General features: G+C 64.4%; 16 protein-coding genes. 4 read left to right on the top strand and 12 right to left on the bottom strand.

Features of this window, described 5'->3' with window-relative positions; genetic code table 11:
• Nucleotides 1–275: 275 nt before the first annotated feature.
• From GST15_RS10840 to GST15_RS10790, 11 genes are all read right to left on the bottom strand, one after another.
• Nucleotides 276–1,412, bottom strand: a complete 1,137-nt coding sequence (locus GST15_RS10840; protein WP_159017304.1) for a glycosyltransferase — start codon at nucleotides 1,410–1,412, stop codon at nucleotides 276–278.
• Entirely contained in the window at nucleotides 1,370–2,155 is a 786-nt protein-coding gene (locus GST15_RS10835; RefSeq protein ID WP_159017303.1) for a glycosyltransferase family 2 protein, read from the bottom strand. The genes GST15_RS10840 and GST15_RS10835 overlap by 43 nt, the downstream gene beginning before the upstream one ends.
• Nucleotides 2,156–2,161: 6 nt before the next feature.
• Nucleotides 2,162–2,893, bottom strand: coding sequence for an FkbM family methyltransferase (locus GST15_RS10830; RefSeq protein WP_159017302.1), 732 nt, complete (start codon nucleotides 2,891–2,893; stop codon nucleotides 2,162–2,164).
• Between the two features lie 175 nt (nucleotides 2,894–3,068).
• Nucleotides 3,069–4,388 carry a lipopolysaccharide biosynthesis protein gene (locus tag GST15_RS10825; RefSeq protein ID WP_159017301.1) on the bottom strand — a complete coding sequence of 440 codons (1,320 nt, stop codon included), beginning with the start codon at nucleotides 4,386–4,388 and terminating at the stop codon, nucleotides 3,069–3,071.
• A 262-nt stretch (nucleotides 4,389–4,650) separates the two neighbouring features.
• Complete coding sequence (gene gmd, locus GST15_RS10820) at nucleotides 4,651–5,760, bottom strand: GDP-mannose 4,6-dehydratase (RefSeq protein WP_159017300.1); 1,110 nt, start codon at nucleotides 5,758–5,760, stop codon at nucleotides 4,651–4,653.
• Nucleotides 5,757–7,724, bottom strand: a complete 1,968-nt coding sequence (locus GST15_RS10815; RefSeq protein ID WP_159017299.1) for a hypothetical protein — start codon at nucleotides 7,722–7,724, stop codon at nucleotides 5,757–5,759. The genes gmd and GST15_RS10815 overlap by 4 nt, the downstream gene beginning before the upstream one ends.
• 68 nt (nucleotides 7,725–7,792) lie before the next feature.
• Complete coding sequence (locus tag GST15_RS10810) at nucleotides 7,793–9,802, bottom strand: tetratricopeptide repeat protein (protein ID WP_159017298.1); 2,010 nt, start codon at nucleotides 9,800–9,802, stop codon at nucleotides 7,793–7,795.
• A gap of 99 nt (nucleotides 9,803–9,901) precedes the next feature.
• Entirely contained in the window at nucleotides 9,902–10,336 is a 435-nt protein-coding gene (locus tag GST15_RS10805; RefSeq protein WP_325064774.1) for a pilin, read from the bottom strand.
• 248 nt (nucleotides 10,337–10,584) lie between these two features.
• On the bottom strand, nucleotides 10,585–11,868 hold the full coding sequence (locus GST15_RS10800) for a glycosyltransferase family 39 protein (RefSeq protein WP_159017297.1): 1,284 nt from the start codon (nucleotides 11,866–11,868) through the stop codon (nucleotides 10,585–10,587).
• 100 nt (nucleotides 11,869–11,968) lie between these two features.
• Nucleotides 11,969–13,384: a sigma-54-dependent transcriptional regulator gene (locus GST15_RS10795; RefSeq protein ID WP_159017296.1), complete on the bottom strand. Its 1,416-nt coding sequence runs from the start codon at nucleotides 13,382–13,384 to the stop codon at nucleotides 11,969–11,971.
• Between the two features lie 68 nt (nucleotides 13,385–13,452).
• Nucleotides 13,453–15,066 carry a sensor histidine kinase gene (locus GST15_RS10790; protein ID WP_233263161.1) on the bottom strand — a complete coding sequence of 538 codons (1,614 nt, stop codon included), beginning with the start codon at nucleotides 15,064–15,066 and terminating at the stop codon, nucleotides 13,453–13,455.
• Nucleotides 15,067–15,291: 225 nt separating this feature from the next.
• Here GST15_RS10790 and sucC point away from each other — a divergent pair, with 225 nt between their 5' ends.
• From sucC to GST15_RS10770, 4 genes are all read left to right on the top strand, one after another.
• Entirely contained in the window at nucleotides 15,292–16,458 is a 1,167-nt protein-coding gene (sucC, locus tag GST15_RS10785) for an ADP-forming succinate--CoA ligase subunit beta (RefSeq protein ID WP_159017295.1), read from the top strand.
• A gap of 97 nt (nucleotides 16,459–16,555) precedes the next feature.
• On the top strand, nucleotides 16,556–17,431 hold the full coding sequence (gene sucD, locus GST15_RS10780; protein WP_159017294.1) for a succinate--CoA ligase subunit alpha: 876 nt from the start codon (nucleotides 16,556–16,558) through the stop codon (nucleotides 17,429–17,431).
• A 324-nt stretch (nucleotides 17,432–17,755) separates the two neighbouring features.
• The gene (locus GST15_RS10775) at nucleotides 17,756–18,184 is read left to right on the top strand and encodes an endonuclease domain-containing protein (RefSeq protein ID WP_159017526.1); all 429 of its coding nucleotides are present in this window, start codon (nucleotides 17,756–17,758) and stop codon (nucleotides 18,182–18,184) included.
• Complete coding sequence (locus GST15_RS10770) at nucleotides 18,181–19,845, top strand: NAD+ synthase (protein WP_159017293.1); 1,665 nt, start codon at nucleotides 18,181–18,183, stop codon at nucleotides 19,843–19,845. The genes GST15_RS10775 and GST15_RS10770 overlap by 4 nt, the downstream gene beginning before the upstream one ends.
• Before the next feature lie 71 nt (nucleotides 19,846–19,916).
• Here the strand turns inward: GST15_RS10770 and GST15_RS10765 are convergent, their stop codons facing one another.
• On the bottom strand, nucleotides 19,917–20,783 hold the full coding sequence (locus GST15_RS10765) for an outer membrane protein assembly factor BamD (protein WP_159017292.1): 867 nt from the start codon (nucleotides 20,781–20,783) through the stop codon (nucleotides 19,917–19,919).
• Nucleotides 20,784–20,886 lie beyond the last annotated feature (103 nt).

The raw sequence follows: 20,886 nt of genomic DNA, 5'->3' as shown, positions 1-20,886 counted from the left end.
GCCGAACGCTGATTTCCTCGCGCCGGTTGGGCTTATATGGCGGGGCAGTCAGACCGCGATCTGCGAAACCGTCCGCCCGCTGCACGAATGGATGGCACTGCCACGTGGCGCCGGCCTTGAGTGCGTGCGCGGTGGCGTGATCTGAACCCATTGAGCGTGGCGTGGATTGCGCAGGGGCCGGTGCTGGCCAAGCCCTTGCGCCTCGTACAGGCGCTGGCGCTTTAGTCGTTGCGCTGGCAGTACCAAGTGTATTTTGTCTGCAAGGCCTTCGCGACCTAGCGCAGCCCGGTCACGCGCTCGAGCGCCACCAGGGCATCGCCGGCAATTCGCGACCACGTGTGCTCGTCGGGTCGACTGACAAGTAGCTGGCGTTGCAGCTGCATAGCGATGGCGCGCGCCAGGTCTACCGGATCAGCGGGGCGACACAACGCCGCCCCCAACTCGCCGGCCTGCCGCGGAAAGTTCCTGACGAAGTTCGGGGTGTCGGTCGCTACCAGCGGCCGTTCACAGAGCAGGTATTCGGCGATCTTGCATGATGATGCCATGTCGATGATCGGTCCGCGGCGGTACGGCAGCACGACCACGTCGCACGCATTGATGAAGTCCGGAATCACCGCGTGCTCCACGGCGCCACGCCAATCGACCCATGGATGATCAATCGTCAGGCCTCGCCGCATGGGGCCGCAAAGCACCAGGCGTACGGATTGGCCATTCGCATTGAGAATGCCAACAGCCTCGACAAGGTCCTCGACGCCGCGTTCTGCGTCCATGCCACCGAAGTAACCGACCAACGCCGCATCGCCGTTGACCAGAGCCGCGCGCCCCCTCGAAACGTTGCGGTCGATGGGTCGGAATTGACCGGGATCGACCCCGTTGGGAACGACATGCACCGCTGCCGCTGCACAATGCTCATCCGCCAAGACCCTGCTTGCGTATAGGACCAGCGTCGAATGGCGACGCAGGTAACCGAATGCATCCCAACCGAGGAATGCGCGATACGCGCCAAACGTGCGGTAGTCGTCATAGGCGTCAAAGACGAACGATGCCCCGAACTGCTGTGCCAGCCGCAGCCCGGCAAGGCCAATGAAGCAGTCGCCACTGGCGACAATGACATCGGGCCGTAACTGGCGCGCCAACGACCGCAGGCGCAGGCACGTCATCGGAGTCAACATTGGCAGGGAGTGCACCGGGAAACCATCGACGTCAGTGTGCTCAGCCCGCACTCCGCGGTAATCGATCAACACTAGCTCAACGGATTGACCGGCGGCATGCCACCGAAACGGCAATTGATAGATACGCCCGTAGCGCTCGCGCAGCGCATCCTTGTTGGTGTAGTAGCGCTTGCCAAGGAAAAGAATTCGCATCGAAATCAGTGCTGCAATCCGAGCAGTCGCGCGATCGGCATGCGCCACGCCTTGTCCAGCCAGTAAAGGTCCGCACGGAAACGGCCGACGCGCGCGCATCGCGCATGGACCAATCGTCGCTCGCGCAAGCGGCACCAGAATTGCTTGCGGCTGACGCCATCATTCTGAACGTCAATTGAAACAAACGGAATGTGCAAGGTTCGAATGTCATCAGGCAGACGAAGCAGGAATTCGAGATCGCCAACGATCCGCAAGCTCGCGTCGAATTCGCCATATAGAGCGAATAGCTCTCTTCGATGCAAGAGCCCCGGGTGAGTGATGCCCATTCGCCGCGGCAGCCTCGCATGATTCCATGGCTTGCCTGCTTCACCCAGCGGATGCCAGTCAGCGTCACGCAGCAGGCAACGGGAACTCACCAAGTCGTACTGAGTGCTGCCAATGGCGGCGAACATTCGTTCGAGAACGTCTTCGGAATGAAGCGCGTCGTCTGCGCCAAGAAAAGTAACGTAATCACCGGTGGCGTGAACCAGAGCATGGTTCCAGGCATCGTAGATGCCGCGATCTTTCTCACTTCGCCACCACGCAATCCGATCCGTATTTTTGCGAATGATGTCAGTCGTGCCATCCGTCGATGCTGCATCTGCAACCAGCAGTTCCCACCGCGCAAAGCTTTGGCTGAAGAGAGAATCCAGGCAGCGTTCGAGCGTACGCGCCGCGTTCCACGTCGCGATAATGATCGATAGACGTGGTGTGGGATGGCGAGCTTCAGCAAGGCTGCGGTGGATTTCCATCGTTGATCAGTCGCGAAAAAAGGCGACGTCTACCTGGAGCATGCGTCCATTGGATGGATCGTAAAATCCTGGCCATACACCCCAGATCGAGAAGCCTAGAGCGTTCAGACGATTGACCAGGGTATCGAACAGTTGCTGGCCCTCATACAGTGGGACGAACGACAACTCCAGCTGCAGACCGGCAACGTTGCGAAGCAGTTCCGTTGCGCCAGCCAGAACCCGATCCTCATATCCTTGCGTATCGATCTTGAGAAACGGCACCGAGCCCGTACGAAGATAGTCACGCGACAGCACGTCCAAGCGCGATAGACGCGCGCGTTCCGTGCCGACGTAGGCCGAAGCGGGGTCGGCCTTGGCGTGGCTGCCAAGCATGCCCAGTGCGGAGCTACTCACCGAATTTCCGGCGATGTGCATCTCGACCTCGCCTTCGTGATCGCCGATGGCGGTGCGCGGAGCGACCTGCCATTGGACATCGCCTTCGCTTGCGCGCAGCAGCTGCGCGTGCGCGGCCGATAATGGCTCGAAGGACACCGTGCGGCCTTGATAGCCCGCTTCACGCAAGGATTGGGCGAATTGGCCGATATTCGCTCCGACGTCGAATACGACATCAACGCCATGGCAAGCCAGCATCATGGTCAGCCGCCCGACTTCCGAATTTTTGGGTCGGTGGCGGTGGACATCCACGCCGAGGCGATTAGCTGTTCGGCGGACCAATCGTTCGAGATCGAAAGTGCTCATGATTCAGTCATTTGAGTTAGAACGATCAACAGGTGTTCCGCGCTGGCCCCGTTTCCGGGGAGGGCAAACGATGGCCGTGCAAGAAATCTGCCTGCAACCCGCTGGATGTCGGACAACGTACCCGAGGTTTCGAAGTGACACTCCCCGCAGCGGGGACGGGCCGCGAGAAAGGCATTCACGGCAGATCCTCAATATCCGGTGCGGTGGGTTGTCCCGTTAGCCGGGCACTGCGTTCGCGCATGAAGTGCCGTGCCAAAGGAACTACCATCGCGAGCGACAGCACCGCATAGGCGCCCCTGCCTGCTGGTGCGCCAACCAGACCCGCGCGAGAGATGGCCATGTACATCGCAATCACGGCGACAGTACCGGCTGTTAGGGCGGTGAGACCGACGAATCGGATTCGACCCATTCCAAGCAAGACGTAATACGGCACGACGTTCAGCGCCAGCACCCAATAGGCAATGACCAGCCAAGGAAGAATTTGCGCGGTTGGAGCGGCACGCTCTGCGCCAATCCAGGTATTTAGGAGCATCGGGCCAAGAAGAACCAGGATTAAGGCAATAAAGGTGCTCAACAACAAATTGCCCGCCATAGTCAGTTTCGTAACGCGCCAAAGCGAAAATGACCCTCCATCTTGCAGCTTTCGGCTCACTTTAGGAAAGATCACACTCAAGCCAGCGGCTGTGACGGCATGGACCTGCATCGCCAATTGCGAAGCAATCGAAAAATAGGCAAGGCTGGCCGCGCCAAGTAGCGAGCCCACCAGCATGCGGTCCGCGACGCCGAATAGGACGCCGCCAACACCTTGCAGCCAGCCCCATTTGGCGAAGTGGAGTATTTCTCCCGTGCCTGACAACGAGGGATGTAGATCGGACAAGCCCAGTACCCGTTTCGCAATGATGGTTTTGGCGAGCAGTCGCAATATTGAGACGAGCAGTAGCGCTACATATAGCGCCCACAGATTAGGCCATGGCAGCAGTACTGCAGCGGCTGCAAGAATTTGCAGAGTCTTGCTGGCGATCTCCACGCGGGCGGCCTGCCCGAATTGTTCGGCGCCCTTCATTGCCGAGCTGAAGACATTGTCCAGTTGTTCGACCCAGATCAAGAGCGCCGCCGCGACGCCGGTCAGCTTTATGAGGATGGGGCTGCCCATTCTGCCAAGCAATTCGCCACCAGCCAGCCAAAATACGCAGAACACCAGCAACGCCAACCCGCCTCCGCCGAGCAGCGCGATTCCTAGTGCTGTCCTGACTGCGCGCTCGGCATCGTGGCTTGCGGCTCGGCCAACACCTGCAGAGACGGCTTTAATCGTTGCCGCTCCGGTGCCCGCATTAAGTACCCCACCGAAGCCGACAGTAGCCGTGAGCAACATCCAATTGCCGTATTGCTCCGTCCCAAGTCGATGCAGGAACCAAGGTGTTGCCATAAACAACAGCAGCGGATACCAGCCATATTCGAGCATCGCCCAAGCGGGACTGGCGAACTTCCTCAGCACGACAGTTGGTTCACGGAACCCGGATAATGGGCACGCCTTACCGCGGCGACGACCCAGCGGGTGGTATTTACCATTCCAGGTTCTGGGCCGACATGGCTGTTGCACCCGAGTTCGCAGAGCCTGCTTGCATATAGGGCACCCTCCGGCAATTGCGGTGTGAGCAAATTGCCAGCGGCCCCGGCGCCAAGCCCTCGCACGGATGCGTTTCCGATCAGCCCGCAATTATCGGCGAAATGGACATTGCGGTGTAGATCGAGTCCGCTCATTCCAGTGGCGGATGCTTTCGATATCCAGCATCGGCGACCAGCGCATCGCGTCGTGCCAATGCCATGTCGGCGCGCATCATTTCGGCCGCCAGTTCGGCGAAACTGGTGCGCGGCGCCCATCCCAAGCTCGCTCGAGCCTTGCTGGCGTCACCCAAGAGGGTGTCGACTTCAGCTGGTCGGTAATAGCGCGGATCGATGGCTAGGATCGTCTGCCCCGACGCGATTCTCGATTCCGTTGGGGCATTGGCCACGACGCCATGCTCATCGGCACCGTGGCCGCGCCATTCCATCCGGATACCGATCTCCGAGGCAGCCCGCTCGACGAAGTCGCGCACCGAATGCTGGACGCCAGTCGCGATCACGTAATCCTCGGCCGTCGGCTGCTGCAGCATCAACCATTGCGCTTCCACGAAGTCCCGTGCGTGTCCCCAGTCGCGGCGGGCATCGAGGTTGCCCAGATACAGGCAATCCTGCAGCCCCAGGTGGATGCGTGCCAGGGCGCGGGTGATCTTGCGGGTGACGAAGGTTTCGCCCCGGATCGGGGATTCGTGATTGAACAGGATTCCGTTGCAGGCGAACAGGCCATAGGCCTCGCGGTAATTCACCGTGATCCAGTACGCATACAGCTTGGCGACGCCATAGGGCGAACGCGGATAGAACGGCGTGGTCTCCCGCTGTGGGGTTTCCTGTACTTTTCCGAACAACTCCGATGTCGATGCCTGGTAGAACCGTGTCTTGTGTTCCAGGCCGAGGATGCGGATCGCCTCCAGGAGGCGGAGTGTTCCGATTCCGTCCGCATTCGCGGTGTATTCGGGTGTCTCGAACGACACCTGCACGTGGCTCTGCGCCCCGAGGTTGTAGACCTCGTCCGGCTGGACCTGCTGGAGGATGCGGATCAGGTTGGTCGCGTCGGTGAGGTCGCCGTAATGCAGCACCAGCCGGCGACCGCTTTCATGCGGATCCTGGTACAGGTGATCGATGCGTTCGGTATTGAAGGAAGAGGCGCGCCGCTTGATGCCGTGGACCTCATAGCCCTTGTCGAGGAGGAATTCGGCCAGATAGGCGCCGTCCTGCCCGGTGATGCCCGTGATGAGTGCGCGCTTCATGGGGGCAGTCTAGCTTCACCGGGAGTGCCGGTGTCCTTGCCCTGCTTCAAAGGCGCGCCCGCCGGTTCCGGTTGCATGGCTCGTTGCCGCATCATCCCAGCGAGCCGATCCAGTTCGCGCGCCACCGCCTCATTCTGGCCCATGCGGCCCAATTGCCGGACCTGCGCAATCTGCGCTCTTGCCGCATCAAGCTGGCCCTCGGCGATCAGCAGTCTCGCCAGGGTTTCCCGGTACTGCACCACGTTGGGCGCCTGCTCCACCGCGCCCTGCCATAGCCGCAGTGCAAGCCCCGGATCGTGCAGTACGTTGAGGGCGTAGTTGCCATAGATGTTCAGGACTTCCGCGTTGGGGCCGCGTTCCAGCGCCGCGAGAAACGTGTCGATCATGTCCCGCTGGGCCAATCGGCAGCCATCCTTCAACACGCAGTCCACCAGCGACGCCAGAGACGACGTCTGCTGGGGGCCGATCGGCTGGCTGCGCAATTTGCGTTGCAGGCCCTGCCACCACTCTGGGCGCTGCGGGGCACCGAGACGGGCGGCCAGGAAGATCAGCGCGGTTTCGGGCAGCGTATTTGCATTGGGCACGCGCGTGGCGCGGTCCAGCGCGGCGAACGCCGGTGCGACGAATGGTGAATCCGGCCGGTAGCGCGTCAGGATGACCAGGTTGCGCCCGAGGTCGTAGGCCGCGCGCGGCGACTGCGGGTGCTTGGCGGCCTCGGTCATGGAAAATCGCACGGGGTCGCTCCACTCGCGTGCGCGGAGCGACGTTTCGCCGGCGTACAACAGCAACAATCCAGCGGCTGCGAGCTTGCCCACCTTGCGCGCCAGGTCGCGCCTGGGAAGGCACAGCAGGATGTCGGCCATGACCAGGCACAGCCCCAACGAGGCGAAGTAGTTGCGGTGTTCGTACACAAGCTCCAGCGGAATGATCGTGGCCGTCAGCAGCTGCGCCGACAGGAACCACGCCAGTCCAAGTGCGGCCAACGGCCTTCGGCTGCGTAGCCAGGACAGTGCACCGATCAGCAGGGCGATCAGCGCGATCGCGGCCAGTGTCGATGGCGGATCGAGCAGGCCGCGGGAAATGGGATAGTCGTCGTGGTAGAGGCTGAGGCGGCCTAGGTTTGGCAGCAATGTCCAGTGCAGGTAATCGACGACCACGCGCGATTCCGTCAGCAGGCGTTCGGCCAGGCTGAAATCGCGAGAGGAATAGGCATTCTGCGCCAGCACCTTGGGCAACAGCCACGCCAAACCGGTCACCGCCGGCAGTGCCAGCAGGACACCAAAGACGCTGGCCACGCGACGATGGCCCAGGTGCCGGGGGCCTGAAAATCCGGATAGCGCCCATTCCAGTGCCAGCGCATACAGCGGCAGCAGGACGGCCGATTCCTTGGCGAGGGCGCCCAGTGCGGTACCGCCGATCAATCCGCCGAGCATCCGCGGCCAGCCACGGCCGTTTGCAAGCAAGCGCGAACGCCCGTCGAGGTACAGCCAGAGTCCGGCGAACACGAACATGTGGCACAGGCTCTCCATGCGCTGGACCACGAACAACACCGCCATCAGGTTGATGGGGTTCAATGCCCATGCCGCCGCAATCCAGAGCGCAATCCACTCACGGCGAAGATGTTGCGGCTGTTGGCTGTCAAATGCCTGCAGCAAGCGTCGGACCAGGCCGTACACCAGGCAGGTGTTGACCAGGTGGATGCCAAGGTTGGTGAGCTTCATCCAGAACGGATCAAGCCCAGTCAGCGCATGGTTGATCGCGAAGCTGAGCATCGCCAGCGGTCGCTGCAGATCGCTGGCTGGTGAGGAGAACATGGCGGCAAGCCATTGCGACGCAGTCGACTGGAGCGTCACATGCAGCGTGGGGTTGTCGACGATGTTGGGGAAATCATCGAAGACAAAGCCGCCGTGCAGGCCCGACCAGTACGCAAGCGCTACCAGTACCAGCACGCCTGCCAGCATCATTGGACTACTCCATCTCGCGGCAGTCTCCTGGTTGTCCCCCGACTGCGGGATTCGATCGGTCGCCATCGTCATCGTCGATCCTTGTCGTCGGGTTGCACTGCGGCGGCAGTCGACTTCGCCGCATCCGCGCGAAGGCGTTCGCGCAGGTTGGACAATTCGTCCGAGTAGTAGCCGTAATGGTGCAACAGCCAGACATGCGCCGAAGCCATGTCGCGCACCGGCGGCGTGGATCGTCGGGATTCGAGATGGGAATACAGGTCCAGATGGCGAATGCCCAGGGCTGGCATGCCGGCATCGCCCAACGCCGCCGCCTGGACCAGGGCGTATTCCGGATCGGGGGCGATCAGCAGCGCTGCATTGAACCAACGCAGGGCAAGCGCAGGATTCCCTGCGGCCAGCGCGATGCGTCCGCGCGCGTGCCACAGATCACGCCGCCGTCGCGGCGCAGCGTTCTGGGGGTTCCGCTCCGCTGCCGCGATCAGGTCGCCCAGGCCGGCCAAGCCCAGGCCGCGACACTGTCGCGTCGCAGGATCGACCGCGGCATTCTGCAGCCATTGATACAGGCGGTAATTCCACTTCGATGCCGTGGACAGGGTGCGCATCGATTGGTCCAGCGTCCGGGGCTGCAATGCACCTGTGGCCGCGCATTCCATGCCGATCACCGAGATCGCGATGTCGACCGAATCCTGCTGCGCGTGCTGCACGGCGCGGATGCGGTCCAGGCCAGCGGCGATGTTGCCCTGCCTGACCTGCTGCGCGGCGAAATCCACCTGCGCGCGTGCCGACTCGCTACCGTCGGTTGCCGACAGTGCACCCAACAACGCCGCGTCGCCCCAGACCAGCGCGCGCTGGTGTGTGAGCAGCAGCAGCGCCGCCAGCAACAAGGCCGCCGTGGCGGAGCGGTAACGACCGTAGGCGCCGGGACGCAACGCGGCGTGCGCCAAAGGCCAGCCGAGGAACATGGCCGGCAGGTAATTGCGATGCTCGAAATACAATTCGAGGGGGATCGTGGTGCCTTCGAGCAAATGGGCGGCGAGGTAGAACAACCATGCAAACGTCGCGATCGGGAAGCGCAGTCGCAAGGCAATCGCAGCCACCGCACTTCCAGCCAGCGCCAGCATGGCGGGCAAGGTGACCCAAGGCTGCAACCAGCCGCGGGACGGAACAAAATCGTCGACGAACAGCCCGCCTCCGCCCGCGCGCGGCAGCACGAGCCGCCATGCGTAGCTCCAGAGCGCGCGCGGTTCGCTCAGCAGGCGTTCCGACAACGACCACTCGCGGCCGGGGATTCGTGGCATTGGCCAAAACTTCCAGCCGACCATGGCCAGGTAGGCGAGTACCAACAGGCTCGGCACGCCGAGACACCACCATGCTGCGTGGTCCATCTGGCGCAGCTCCGCGGCCGGGCGTTCTCCCGGTCTCAGGAACCACAGGTACGCCAGGCCCACCAGCATCGGCGCGAGGAACCCGTTGGCCTTCGAGAAGCCGGCCAGCAGCGTCGCGCCACCCATTCCGGCGACGGCCCATGCCCATCCGCTACGTGCGCGGCCACGCTCGAAACACCACACCGCCCGTTGCCAGGCCAGCAACGCCAGCAACACGAAAATCATCGGCAGCATCGCTTCGCGCTGAACCACGTAGAGCGTCGTGGACACGAAAAGCGGGTGCGCACCCCACAGTGCAGCGGCCAACAAGGGCGTCAGCGGCGAAACCCGCAACGCTGGTCGCCGGCGCTGTGCTGCGGCCTGCAGTGTCGCGACCGTCCAGCCAAGCAGTGCTGTATTGACCAGGTGCACCACGAGGTTGGTGCGCTTGAACGGCCATGGCGGCGCAGGCCAGGTGTGGGCATCGAGCAGGAAGCTCAACATCGCAATGGGGCGGCCGGTGGGGTCGGCGATTCCCGAGCTGATGTAGTAGAGAAAATTGGCCCAATGGTCCATGCGGCCATAGGCACCCAATGCATCGAGGTTGCCGAGGTCATCGAACAGGAATGGGCCGCTCAACCCCGGCCAGTACGCCCAAGTGATCGCCAGCAAGGTCGCGCAAGTCGCAAGCAGCAAGGCGGGGCGGCGGGGCATGCGCATTCGAGAGCAATCACGAAGCTGGAATCCGCTGACGATACCCAAAAAAAGAGGGCCGCACGTGGCGGCCCTCTGGTAACGGATCGTGCTAGTCGATCAGCGGCATTCGGACGGCAGATACTTGGATGAGATGTTCGCGGATTTGCACTTCCACTTGATCGAACCCGCCTGGGTCGTTGCCGAAAGGAGCAGCGTGCTGCTCGAAGTGAGCTTCGGCTCGGTGCCGTTGTACGTGATCGTGACCACGCCGGAAGCGGTCGAAACGGACGCTACATACTTTCCGTTGATCGACGCTGCGGTGGGCATGCCTGCGCTGGTGTTGTTCGGAGGCAGACGACCGGTGGACGAGTACGTCTCGGCCGTCGCGAGCTTGGTGGCACCTGCCAGGTTGATGCCTTCCGCCGCCTTGGCGCGGACCGCGTAGTCCTGGTAGGCCGGGATCGCGATGGCCATCAGGATGCCGAGGATCGCGATGACGATCATCAATTCGATCAGGGTGAAGCCCTGCTGCAGTTTCTTCATGTTCTTCATGGTGTATCCCCTAGGAGTGTTGAACTTCACGTGCCCACGCGGCCGGCATTCCGGATCCGTCGGGTAGCCGTGCAACGATGCACGTGCAGGGAATCATACGCACGACGCGTGCCAATACGGCCAAGAGCGTGACGTCACTGCGAAAATGTGCGGAACGTCACTGAACGGCCCGCGTGGCCCAGGAGAACTGACGCAAGACGTCACCATGGCGCGGAAAGTGACGCGATGCGTCAGTTCCGCTGAGGCATTCACGCCCGCGCTGCGGCCCGACGAACCGCCTCGCCGCGAAGCGCGTTAGCCGTCCGCGTCGCGGCGACCGCCGCGGCCACGGCCAGAATGAATGCCAATGGCCGGAAGGGAATGCTGTAGCGCGGGAAGGGTGCCCCGATCATGTGCAGCAGGATGGCTGAGAGGAACATCAAGCCAGTCAGGCGTGCCGTTCCCAATGCTCCCGTCGACAGCCCCAGGGATTGCGGTCGCACCCAGGACAGCAATGCACCACCAATGCCGAACAGCATCAGCGGCCAGTGCAGTCCGACCATCAATGCGTGCATCAGTTGGAATGATGGGCGGCTGATGAACGGCGATGCATCCACCGGGTAAATGAAGATGTCGCTGGCAGCCGCAACCGGATACCACGAGAGAAAGTAACGCGGCTTTCCGATGAGGTACCACTGCAGGTAATGCAATGGTTCTGCGCGCACCCTTGCGCCGACCCATTTCTCCAGGCCGGCATAGCTCGCCATGATCTCCGCCGCATGCGGATCGTCGCGGTAGGGGTAGCCGAAGTTCAGCTTTTGTCCCTCATACATGAAGTCGGGGAATGACCCGTGGTACAGCGACGCGCGCAACAGGTTCGGGTTTTCCTGGCTGGTCGGTATCGACTCCTTGTAGGCAAACCACGGGAGCAGCAACACGACCCAGCATGCAGTGGCCAAGGCGACGGGGCGGATCAATCGGCGCCAGCCCTTGACCAAAAACATGAGGACAAGGGTAAGCGGCAACAGTAGTTGCAGGGTCGGCCTCACCAGGCAGCACAGCGCAAAAACGGTCCCCGCCAACGCCCATTGCCACGGCCTGCGAGATCGGATCGCTGCTGCAAACAGCAGCGTTGAAAGCACGAGCAGTGCGGTGAAGAGAGATTCGGTCAGCAGGTAGGTACTGATGGTTTCCATCTGCGGAGTCAGCGCCGTCAACAACGCCGGGACGCAGGCGAGCGGCGGTGTCAACACCATTCGGGCAAGCAGGAAGACGAGCAGTGTCGTCAAGACGCCAAGGATGGCCTGCGCGGTGACAACGCGATACATGAAGCCAAGATCCGGTTTGTCGCGCATGAACGCGGTCAGGAACAACGGGTATCCGGGCGTGCTGACGGCGTCTGCAGCGGGAATGCCGGGTGCCTTCTCCAGCCACGTGTGCGCGCGGGAATACACTGAAAACGTGCGCAGGTTGTAGGCATACGATACGTAGGACGCCGCATCGGGCCGGGCCGGCGCCACCACATGCGTCTCTCGAATGGTCGTCCACTGCAACCATGCGGACAGGGCCAGGATGCCGGCAAGGACGGCGTACGCCAGCCAGGTGCGGGAACGTGCGCTGGGTTGAATTGGAGACACGCTGAGAGCCGGCCCGCTACTCGATCCCGAGCTTCTTCAACTTGTATCGCAGCGCGCGGAACGTGATGCCCAGTGCCGAGGCGGCGCGGGTCTTGTTGTAGCGGTTCTCGACGAGTGCCTGCTGGATCTGGGCGCGCTCGATTTCCTCGATGAAGGAGGGCAGCGCGCTGGTGGCGCTCTCGCGCGGGCTCATCGTGCGCGGGTCGCGGGGCTCGGCGGGGGCCGCGGCCGGGCGTGCGCTGGGCGCGACCGGAGCAGCGGTGGGCAGGCGCAGGTCGGCCACGTTGATGACGTCGCCATCGGCCAGCGCCAGCGCGCGCTCGAGGATGTTCTCCAGCTCGCGCACGTTGCCGGGGAAGGCGTAGGCCTGCAGTGCGGCCAGGGCATCGCTGCCCAGCGACGGCGGGGTCCGGTGCTGTCCGGCCGAGAGTCGCACGAGGATGGTCTCGGCCAGGATCGGCAGGTCCTCGATGCGCTCGCGCAAAGGCGGCACGCGCAGTTCGATGACGTTGATGCGGTAGTACAGGTCGTGGCGGAAGCGGCCATCGGCGACCAGCCCCGCAAGATCCTTGTGGGTCGCCGACAGGATGCGGACGTCGACCGACAGTTCCGTCGATGCACCGACCGGGCGGATCGATTTTTCCTGGATCGCGCGCAGCAGCTTGACCTGCATCGGCAGCGGCAGCTCGGCGATTTCGTCGAGGAACAAGGTGCCGCCATCGGCTGCCTGGAACAGCCCGGCCTTGTCGACGTGGGCGCCGGTGAAGCTGCCCTTCTTGTGGCCGAAGAATTCGCTCTCCATCAGGTCGGCCGGGATGGCGCCGCAGTTGACCGGCACGAAGGGCCCGCCGGCGCGGCCGCCCTCGGCATGGATGGTGCGCGCGACGAGCTCCTTGCCGACGCCGGACTCGCCCGAAATCGAGATGGGAGCCTGGCTGCGCGCGACCTTGGCGACGGTCTCGCGCAGGGTCTGCATGGCCGCGGAATTTCCGCCAAGCCGCCCCAGGCCGGCATCGGCGCGGATCTTGCCCAGGCCCTCGCGGCGGCGCTGGTTGAGCTCGAGCGCCTGCTTGACCAGGCCACGCAGCACGGCGAGGTCGACCGGCTTGCTGACGAAGTCGAACGCGCCGGCCTTGAGGGCCTCCACGGCGGCGTCGACATTGCCGAACGCGGTGATCATCGCAACCGGGGTGTCGGGGTGGTTGGCTGCGATCGTCGCGATCACGTCCATGCCGGTGCCGTCGGGCAGGCGCATGTCGGTCAGGCACAGGTCGTAGTTGCCCTGCGCCAGTTGCGCGCGGGCCATGGCGACGGTGGCGGCGGTATCGGTGCGCAGTCCCATCCGGCCCAGGGTCAGCACCAGCAACTCGCGGATGTCGTGCTCGTCGTCGACGATCAGTGCGCTGGGGGAAGCGCTTTGGGGATCACTCATCGGGGCACCTTAGCGGATGCGCGGCGGAGGAGCCAATGCTCCTGGTCATTTCACCTGAACGTGAATCGTCATGCCCGGAGCAAGGCATGCGGAGCCGGAAGGATGACGCGAAAGCAACTGCCGCCTCCCGGGACCGGGACATGGTCCAGGGTCGCCTCGTTGGCGACGCAGAGTTCGCGGGCGATATACAGGCCAAGGCCGGTGCCGTGCTCGGACGTCGTATAGAACGGCCGGAACAATCGTGGCCGCAGTGCCTCGGGAATACCCGGGCCGCGATCGACCACATCGATCGCCGGCTTGCCGCCCAGTGAGTGGACGACCAGGGTGACCCGTGCGGGATCGCTGGGAAGGCGGCCGTAGTGCAGGGCGTTCTGCAGCAGCACGGTACAGACCTGTTGCAGGTGGCGCGGATCGACCAGCGCCGGGATCGCGGCGGTCGCGTGCGTCGCGTGCACCGTGCCCGACTCGGGCGGCAGCATCTGCTGGTAGTCGTCGATGAACCGGCGGACCCAGGCGACGAGGTCGACGTGCTCGGGATTGGCGCGTTCGCGCCGGGCGATGCCCAGCACGCTTTCGACGATGCCATTGGTGCGCGCGCACTGCTGGCCGACGATTTCCAGCAGGCGCCGGTCGCCGTCGACGATGTCGCGCGATTCCTCCAGCAGTTGGGTCGCGTAGCTGATCGCGGCCAGCGGATTGCGGATCTCGTGGGCCAGGCTGGCCGAAAACCGGCCCAGGGTCGCCAGCGTCATCGACTCGGCGCGACGCGACACCATCGAGGTGTCGTCCAGGAACACCAGCACCGCATCGCTGTTGGCCAGCAGCCGGGCAAATCGCGGCAGGACTTCGGACTCGGCCCCCAGCCGCAGCGGGGTATCGTCGTTTTGCCCGTCTTCCCGCCATTTCGCCAGCCGGCGCGCCAGCTCCGGCGCGGCCACCGCCAGGTTGCGTTCGCCTTCACCGGCTTCACCGAGCAACTGCAGGGCCGCCTCGTTGGCCAGCCGCAGACGGCCTTCGCCATCGACCACGACCACCCCGTTGCGCATGCGCCGGATGATCAGTTCGTTGATTTCCGCCAGGTCGGCCAGCTCCAGGCCGCGGCGCTCGGCCAGCGCCTGGCTGGCCCGCATCTGCCGTCCGAGCAGGTAGGTCAGCATGGCGATGGCGAGGAAGCTGACCGAAAACATGATGCGCTCGGCGAACGAGATGGCGCTCTCGTTGCCGTGCAGCGAGGTCCAGACCAGCTCGCCGATCATCGCCAGGGCCGCCAGCGCCGCCCCGCCAAGGCCGTAGCGCAGCGGCAGCAACAGGGCAGCGGCGCCGATATTGAACAGCAGCATCAGCGCGATGCCCGGCGAGGCCAGGGGCAGCGCGTGGATGGCGAGCGTCGCCACGGTGATGTCGATGAGGGTGGCGACCATCACCTGCGCGCGCAGTGCGCGCTGGCGTTGCGCCCAGCCGAGCAGGAGCACGCTGGCGACCAGGTAGAAGACGGTCGTGGCCTGGCCCAGCCGCGAACGCTCGGCGACGCCGATCCAGGCCCCGACCGGGCTGAAGACCATCAGCGCCAGCAGCGACGCCTCCAGCATCCGGTACAAGCCGAAAAAGTACAGCTCGCGGCGCAGGGCGGCGTCGGCGGACAGCGGCGGTGCCGCGATCGCGGGGTCGGGACGGGTCGGCAAGCGGGCGGCCGGATCGGGGGAAATCCCGCCGAGTATAGGCACACGCGCGCTGCCGGAGCCGGCGCGACGCAACGCCAATCGCGGGGTTTTGGCGGCGGGACGGGACCGGGCGTTTTGTCCCCGGCCGGCGCATCGGCGACAATGGCGGGCTTCGCGCCGCAGGCTTCCGGCGGCCCAGGCGGCCCGCATGGCTTGCGCGAACGACTTCTCCCCATCTGGTGACCCATGAATTTCCACGAATATCAGGCCAAGCAACTCTTTGCCGGCTACGGCATCGCCGTTCCCACGGGGCGCGTCGCGCGCACCGCGGACGAGGCCGTCGAGGCCGCCAGGACCATCGGTGGCGAGGCGTGGATGGTGAAGGCGCAGATCCATGCCGGCGGGCGCGGCAAGGCGGGCGGCGTCAAGTTCGCCAGGACGCTGGCCGAGGTGAAGGAGTACGCCAAGGCCATGCTCGGCACGCGCATGGAGACCTACCAGTCGGCTGGCGTGGCCCTGCCGGTGGATTGCGTGCTGGTCGCGCAGGCGACCGACATCGCGCGCGAGCTGTACCTGTCGATGCTGGTGGACCGGTCGAGCAAGACGCTGACCTTCATCGCGTCCTCCGATGGTGGCGTGGAGATCGAGAAGACCGCGGTCGAGAATCCCGACGCGATCAAGACGCTGCACGTGAGCTACGTGCAGGGACTGCAGCCCTACCAGTGCCGCGAGCTCGGCTTCGCGCTTGGCCTCAACGCCAAGCAGGTCAACCAGCTGACGAAGATCATGCTGGGCCTGTACAAGCTGTTCAACGAGAAGGACCTGGCGCTGGTCGAGCTCAACCCGCTGGCGATCCTCACCGACGGCAACCTCGCGGTGCTCGACGGCAAGGTCAACTCGGATGACAACGCGACGTTCCGGCATCCGGATCTCGCCGCGATGCGCGACATCCGCCAGGAAGACCCGACCGAAGTCCTCGCCAGCCAGCACGACCTCAACTACGTGACCATGGACGGCAACATCGGCTGCATGGTCAACGGCGCCGGGCTTGCGATGGCGACGATGGACGTGATCGCGCTCAACGGCGGCACGCCGGCGAACTTCCTCGATGTCGGCGGCGGCGCCACCAAGGAGCGCGTCACCGAGGCGTTCAAATTGATCCTGTCGAGCGACAAGGTCCGCGCGATCTTCGTCAACATCTTCGGCGGCATCGTGCGTTGCGACATGATCGCCGAGGGCATCATCGCCGCGGTCAAGGAAGTCGACGTCAAGGTGCCGGTGATCGTGCGCCTGGAAGGCACCAACGTCGCCGAGGGCAAGGCGCTGCTGAAGTCCAGCGGCCTGGCCATCACGGCGGCCGACGACATCAACGATGGCGCGAAGAAGGCGGTCGCCGCCGCGAAATCCGTGTGATTTCGTAGGGCGGGTTTCAACCCGCCGGCTCTTCGTACGCCAGCGTCAACCAACCATTTGGCGGCGGGTTAAAACCCGCCCTACAGGACTCAACGCAATGTCCGTTCTCGTCAACAAAAACACCAAGGTCATCGTGCAGGGATTCACCGGCACGCAGGGCACTTTCCACGCCGAGCAGATGGTCGACTACGGAACCCAGGTCGTCGGCGGCGTGACCCCGGGCAAGGGCGGCACCACGCATCTCGGCCTGCCGGTGTTCGACACCGTCGCCGATGCCGTCGCTGCAACCGGCGCCGACGCATCCGTCATCTACGTGCCGCCGGCATTCGCGGCCGACGCGATCATGGAAGCTGCCGATGCCGGCATCAGCGTCATTGTCTGCATCACCGAAGGCATCCCGGTGCTCGACATGCTGCGCGTCAAGAACGTGCTCGCCGGTTACGACGACGTCGTGCTGATCGGCCCGAACTGCCCCGGCGTGATCACGCCCGGTGAATGCAAGATCGGCATCATGCCCGGCCATATCCACATGCCCGGCAAGATCGCGATCGTGTCGCGATCCGGCACGCTGACCTATGAAGCGGTCAAGCAGACGACCGATGTCGGGCTGGGCCAGTCCACCGTCATCGGCATCGGCGGCGACCCGATCAACGGCATGAACTTCATCGACTGCCTGCGCCTGTTCCAGGATGACCCGCAGACCGAAGGCATCATCATGGTTGGCGAGATCGGCGGCAGTGCGGAAGAAGAAGCAGCGGCGTTCATCGCCGAATTCGTCACCAAGCCGGTGGTTGGCTTCATCGCCGGCGCCAGCGCGCCCGCGGGCAAGCGCATGGGCCACGCCGGCGCGATCGCGTCGGGTGGGCAGGGCACCGCCGCTGGCAAGTTCGCCGCGATGGAAGCCGCGGGCATCACCACGGTGAAGTCGCCCGGCGACCTGGGTGCGGCGATCGCCAAGCGCCTCGCGCGGTAAGAGCGCCCTCACCCCAACCCCTCTCCCGCAAGCGGGAGAGGGGCTAGTCCCTCGCGACCGTGGCTCTTGTCTCCCTTCTCCCGCCTGCGGGAGAAGGTGCCCGCAGGGCGGATGAGGGCGCTCTTGATCAAATCCTTTAGCAAAGAGCGCCCTCACCCCAACCCCTCTCCCGCAAGCGGGAGAGGGGCTAGTCCCTCGCGACCGTGGCTCTTGTCTCCCTTCTCCCGCCTGCGGGAGAAGGTGCCCGCAGGGCGGATGAGGGCGCTCTTGATCCGCCGCATCAAGGCTGCGAGCCTGCATGTTGAGGGCCGCAGGGACGCAAGGATGCGTACGGGACAGAAGAAGGATTTCGCCCGTCGCCTGCGCGGTGGGCTCACGGATGCCGAGCGAAACCTATGGCACCACCTCAGGAACCGTTCCTTGATGGGCTGGAAATTCCGGCGACAACACCCGGTTGGCCCGTACATCGCGGACTTCGCCTGCGTCGAGAGCAAGCTGATCGTCGAACTGGACGGCAGCCAACACCTGTCGGATCCACGGGATGCCGTCCGGACGTCCCAACTCGAATCGCACGGCTATCGCGTCCTGCGATTTTGGGACAATGACGCATTGACCAACACCGAAGCCGTGCTGGCAGTCATTTACGATGCACTCGCGGCAGTTGATGGTCCTTGCCCCGATCCTTCCCTCGACAGTGTGGGAGGCAGAATGGCGAACACCGTCTGCAGGACGACGAACACGGAACCAACATGACCCTACGCATCGCACTCGCCCAGTTCGACTTCCCCGTCGGTGCGGTCGAATCCAATGCCGACCGCATCGCGGAGATGATCGTCCAGGCGCGCGACGACCTTGGCGCCGGCCTGGTGCTGTTTCCCGAACTCGCGCTCAGCGGCTATCCGCCCGAGGACCTGCTGCTGCGGCCGTCTTTCCTGTCGGCGTGCGAGGCTGCGTTGCAGCGCATCGCCGCGCAGACGCGTGGGATCGTCGCCATCGTCGGCTGGCCGCAATCGGCCGGGGCGGTCGTGTACAACGCCGCCAGTGTCCTGCGCGACGGACAGGTGGAGCAGACCTATCGCAAGCGTGAGCTGCCCAACTACGCGGTCTTCGACGAGCGGCGGTATTTCGATGTCGATCCCGACGGCGGCATCTGCGTGTTCGACGTCGACGGCAGTGTTCCCGGCGAAAGCGTGAAGGTCGGCCTGGTCATCTGCGAGGACATGTGGTTCCCGGAACCGCTGGCGCAGACGGTCGCGGCTGGCGCGCAACTGGTCCTGGTGCCCAATGCATCGCCTTATGAGCGCGACAAGCATGCGCAGCGCGATGCGCTGATCGCGCAGCGGGTCAACGAATCCATCGTGGATGGCCGCGGCGTGGCGCTGGCTTATCTCAACCTGGTCGGCGGGCAGGATGCGCTGGTGTTCGATGGCGCTTCGGTGCTGGCCGATGGCGACGGGATCGTGCATCCGGCCGCGTCGGCCTTCCTCGATCAATGGCTGGTCGCCGATTTCGACATCGCGTCGCGCCGCTTCTCGCCGGTCGACTGGATGGTCGATTCGGATGAAAGTCGCGATGCGCTCGCCTGGCGTGCGGTGGTGCGCGGCACGCGCGACTACTGCCGCAAGAACGGTTTCGAAAAGGTGTGGGTGGGCTTGTCCGGCGGGATCGACTCGTCGGTGGTGCTGGCGATCGCGGTGGATGCGCTGGGCGCGGAGAATGTCACCGCCGTCAGCATGCCGTCGCGCTACACGGCCGGACTGTCCAACGCGCTTGCCGCCGAACAGTGCGCGGCGCAGGGCGTGAAGCTGGTCACCTTGCCGATCGAGAAGCCCTTCCAGGGCTACCTGGATACATTGGCCGGCTTGTTCGAGGGACAGCCGTCCGACGCCACCGAGGAAAACCTGCAATCGCGCACGCGCGGCGCGCTGCTGATGGCCCTGTCCAACAAGTTCGGCGGCATGCTGCTGACGACGGGCAACAAGAGCGAATACGCAGTCGGCTACGCGACGATCTACGGCGACATGTGCGGCGGCTACGCGCCGATCAAGGACCTGTACAAGACCGAAGTCTTCGAGCTGGCGCGCTGGCGCAATACCGTCGGCGGCAATCCCGTGATTCCCCCGGCGGTGATCGAGCGTCCGCCGTCGGCCGAGTTGCGCGAGAACCAGCGCGACCAGGATTCGCTGCCGCCCTACGACGTGCTCGACGCGATCCTGCTGCGCCACGTCGACCAGGAGCAGTCGCGCGCCGAAATCGTCGCTGCCGGCTTCGACGCCGAGACCGTCGACAAGGTGCTGCGCCTCGTGCGCATCGGTGAATGGAAGCGGCACCAGGCCGCGCCCGGACCCAAGGTGTCGCGTCGCGCGTTCGGACGCGAGCGCCGCTACCCGATCAGCAACGGGTATCGGGAATAGCGCCGACGTTTTCGGGCTCGCCAAACAAAAACGCCGCCCAGAGGCGGCGTCTTTGCATGGGGCCCACCCGCTTACTTCGCAGCGGGCGCGTCACCGGCAAACGGATTGAGCGTGCGGATCTTCGAGGGGTAGTTCGGCCAGTCGCCGCGCAGCCACGGATGGTTGGGGTCGTTCTGCTGCAGGACGCGCTTGGCGTCGGCCGCGAGCGTCTGGTTGCCCATGTGGGTGTAGGCCGCGGCGAGGACGGCAACCGCATCGTTCTGGTGCGATGACTGCGGATAGGTCTCGAGCAGGTACTTGGCGCGGTCCACCGCCGCCACGTCGGCGCCACGGCGCAGGTAGTACAGGGCTGTTTCCAGCTCGTGGCGCGCGAACAGGTCGCGCAGCGTCGCCATGCGGGCGCGTGCATCGGTGGCATAGCGGCTGTTGGGGTAGCGCTCGGCGACGGTCTTGAAGTCGTTGTAGGCCTGCATTGGCGTGGCCAGGTCGCGGCGGCTGGAATCCAGCTTCCACACCCGCTGCAGGAAGACCGTGTCGCGGTTGGAGTCAACCAGCCCGCGCAGGTAGTACATGTAGACCGTGTTGCGATGGGTCGGATAGGTGCGGATGAAACGGTCGATCGTGGAGATCGCGTCATCGTTGCTGCCGGCCTTGTACTGCGCGTAGGCCGTCTCGACCAGCGCCTGCTCGGTATACGCCCCGTACGGGTACTGGGCGACCAGGCGCTTGTAGACGATGATCGCGCCGTTCCAGTTGGCGCGCTCGATCTGCTTGTGGCCCTTGGCATACAGCTGTTCGGCCGGCACGCCCTCGTTGGCGTCCTTGCGGTCGTGCTTGAAGATGCCCTTGACGGAGGAGCACCCGGAAACGGCAAACGCCGCCACCAGGGCCAGCAGCAACAGCGACGACAGGCGACGCGCGAACGGCAAACGCTGCATGGGCATGCTCGGGGAAGACAAACGTGGGGTCATGGGGCTGGGACGAAGGCGCCGGAGGCACGAAGCGCCGATAATAGCAGCCGGAGGCCCGCCTCCCTTAACC

The sequence above is a fragment of the Cognatiluteimonas profundi genome, assembly GCF_009792795.1.
GTDB classification, from domain to species: domain Bacteria; phylum Pseudomonadota; class Gammaproteobacteria; order Xanthomonadales; family Xanthomonadaceae; genus Cognatiluteimonas; species Cognatiluteimonas profundi.
This window is presented reverse-complemented; position numbering and strand designations above follow the sequence as displayed.